The following is a 3,210-nucleotide window of genomic DNA, read 5'->3' on the forward strand; positions in this document are numbered from 1 at the left end:
TTGTACCTTGGAAACGTGCAGCTGTTACCCGAACTCCCGCTTCTCTCAGTTTATTCGCATAGGCTTCTCCTTCATCCCTTAGAACGTCTGCTTCAGCTGTTATCACAAGTGCATCTGGAAGTCCTTTCAATTGTTCTACCGAAGCTCTTAATGGTGAGGCAGTAATCTCATCTCTTTCGGTTGGGTCAGTTGTATACTGGTCCCAGAACCATTTCATTGCATCCTGTCGGAGGAAATATCCTGTTGAAAATTCCTTATAGGATTCTGTCTCAAAGGATGCGTCTGTTACTGGATAAAAGAGCAACTGTTTGCGGATATGAGGTCCTCCGCGCTCTTTGGCCAATAATGTAATGGCAGCGCTCATGTTACCACCGACACTATCTCCTGCAACCGTTATGTTGTTTGCGTTTAATCCCTTTTCACTGCCATGTTCAGCAACCCATTTCAGAGCTGTGAATACTTCCTCAATCGCAACCGGGTATCTTGCTTCCGGTGATAGGCTATAGTTTGTAAAAACAACCGCGGATTGCGACCCCACCGCTAATTCTCGAATTAATCGATCATGCGTGTGTTCATTACCGAAAACCCAGCCAGCACCATGGGTGTACAGAATCACAGGTAGAGCACCAGATGTGTTAATAGGACGAAGAATAGTGAGAGATATGTCCCCTAAGGGTCCTCCCGGAATTGTTACGTTCTCCACATCTACGGGTTGTTTTGTTATAGGTCCATTTTGAACGTCGTCTACTGATTTCCTACCTTTTTCCGGTCCTAAATCAAAGAGATAGGGTGGATTAGCAGTCGCTTCAACAAATTCTTGTGCAGCTCGTTCAAGTACGATCTTCTTCATTTTGGAACCACCTTTACTTTTATTTAGAAGTCCAAAATTATTAACCCATTTGAAAGGAAATCAATCTATTAATTGTGTTGCGATAGCCTTAAGTGAAGAACTCTTCGATAATTTCTACCACTTCAATTTCCCCATTAATCAAAAGCTCCGGCAGCTCGCTATCATCTCAGCGCCTCGTTCAGTTAGAATCATCCAAAGTTAAATTTCTATTATGTCTCAACAGCCAGCTATATAATTCTTGATTGTTAAATGTCTCTTCCATCACTTTGTGGCTCAGGCAACCTGGCAGCAAAATCCCAAGTTCCGTTTCCCCCCATACTAAATCCAGTTACATACACTTTCTCAGTGTTATACGCGGCTGTTAATATTAATTTAAACGAAAATGATGCCCTATTTTTCTTATTCCAATATAAGATTAATCCTTACTTAGCAATGAAAGAACTTTGGGCGCTCGTACGTTTCAAACCTATCCACGCGGCCCCAACCAAGACTAATACTAGGAATGCTAAACCGCTGGTTAAGAACAAGGGTTTTAAATTGCTATCCGAATAGAGTCTAGCACCAATCACAGGGCCAACCGCCATCCCCAAATAACGAACAAGGTTATATACTCCGATTGCTGTTGCACGCTCCTCCGGAAATTGCTCTGCTAGAATGGTCACTGGAAGTGACACAGTCAATCCCATGGCGAACCCAAATAAGCAGATAGCCCCGATTAACACCGATAGAGACAAGTGTGCTGTTAAAGCAAACGAAATTACCGTGCATGACTGTAACAAAAATGCAAATACTAAACTTGCTTTATTGCCTATCTGATTTCGCATCCAACTGCCAATTCTAATACTAACAATGGTTGACGCGGACATAGCTAGTAGGATAACGCCAATTTTACCTGCTGCCATATGATAAAGATTTCCTAAAATATGCGGCAGAAATACGATATAAACTAAATACACAACGCTTTGTGCAAAACCATAAACCAAGACGACTGCACTAAGATGATTTTTAAAAATCACATTGAACGATTTCAAAGCAAAAGGCTTAGGTGTCGCACCCTGAGGTTTGGTTTCAATCAGTAGTTTCATGTTCGCGATCAATAATAACAATATTATAGCCGTTAAAAATAGAAATACACCTTGATAACCAAACTTCTCCCCGATTAAACCGCCGAGAAGTGGACCGATAGCAGGCGCTAATAGAAGCATTAGCTGATAAGTTGCCATACCCTTTACCAGCTCATTTCCACGAAATAAATCACCGATAACGGCTGCTCCGACAACTGGAATTGCTGCTGAACCTATTCCCTGAAGGACACGGAATACAAGAAATAAGCCAATGGAATGAGAAAAAGCACATCCTATAGACGCAATCGCATAAACAATTAATGCTGGTATGAGAATTCTTTTTCTTCCTTTTGAATCAGCCAATGAGCCAAAAATGACCTGCATGACAGCTAAAGCAACCAAAAATAAGGATACAGTCAAACTCATCATGTAGCTGGTTGTGTGCAAGCTTTTTTGCATATCGGCTAATAGAGGTGTATATAAATTCTGGCCGAGTGATCCGGCAAAGGCACTGAATCCTATCACGTACACGAGTAGTTTGAGTTTCATAATAATATCTCCCTTTCAAATATGACTGACAATCAGTCATTTATTGCATTGCTTTCTTATTATATTGACTTGGAGTCAGTCAGTCAATACAATAATATTAGCGCTACAACGGGAAGGATGAAAACCTTGACAAGAGTGTCCAAAAAACCGGAAGTTCGGCGAAAAGAAATCATCGATGCTTCCTTAGAGCTTTTCAGTGAAAAGGGATATGAGCAAACTGCTGTTAGTGATATTGTCAAAAAATTAGGAGTGGCTCAAGGGACGTTCTATTATCATTTCAAGACAAAAAGTGACATTATGTCGGCGATTGTAGACAGCTTGGTCACCGAGAAAGTGAACACGATCAGTACCTTAACCGATAGCCCTATGACAACAGAAGCCAAACTCCATACCATCTTATGGGGGGAACAGCCTAACGAAGAAGAAAGTAAAATTCTAGAGTTTCTACACCACGAGAATAACGCGTTTATTCATCAGAAAGTTCTCGTTCAGACTGTCCAGCTAAGCGTACCTTACGTTATCCGGATTCTGGAGCAAGGGGTGACGGAAGGAATTTTCCGCATTCAGCATCTGCAGGAAACCGCAGAAATATTGCTCATGGGGATCAATTTTATGTTCGACCCAGGTATTTTTACTTGGCCTGAGGAAACGTTGAACCACAAAAGGTTAGCTTTTCAACAAGTGGTTGAGCGGATGTTAGGAGACTCCTTTGTCTTTTCTCAACCTAGTTGAGCCTCAGTTCATGAG

Annotated in this window: 3 protein-coding genes; 1 reads left to right on the forward strand and 2 read right to left on the reverse strand. The window is 41.6% G+C overall.

Going from position 1 to position 3,210, the window contains the following annotated elements:
- Positions 1-850: alpha/beta hydrolase (locus AC1DUA_RS30975; RefSeq protein ID WP_477503400.1), on the reverse strand; the 850-nt coding region annotated here is incomplete at its 3' end.
- 422 nt (positions 851-1,272) lie between these two features.
- Positions 1,273-2,463: an MFS transporter gene (locus AC1DUA_RS30980; protein WP_477503401.1), complete on the reverse strand. Its 1,191-nt coding sequence runs from the start codon at positions 2,461-2,463 to the stop codon at positions 1,273-1,275.
- A 135-nt stretch (positions 2,464-2,598) separates the two neighbouring features.
- Between AC1DUA_RS30980 and AC1DUA_RS30985 the strand changes: the two genes are divergently transcribed.
- A complete protein-coding gene (locus tag AC1DUA_RS30985) occupies positions 2,599-3,195 on the forward strand; it encodes a TetR/AcrR family transcriptional regulator (RefSeq protein WP_477503402.1) in 597 nt (198 codons plus the stop codon).
- Positions 3,196-3,210 lie beyond the last annotated feature (15 nt).

Source organism: Paenibacillus sp. 01T422 (assembly GCF_056398785.1).

Coding starts and splice junctions, on each gene's coding strand:
- AC1DUA_RS30980 (WP_477503401.1), bottom strand. CDS start 2,463: ATGAAACTCAAACTACTCGTGTACGTGATAGGATTCAGTGCCTTTGCC.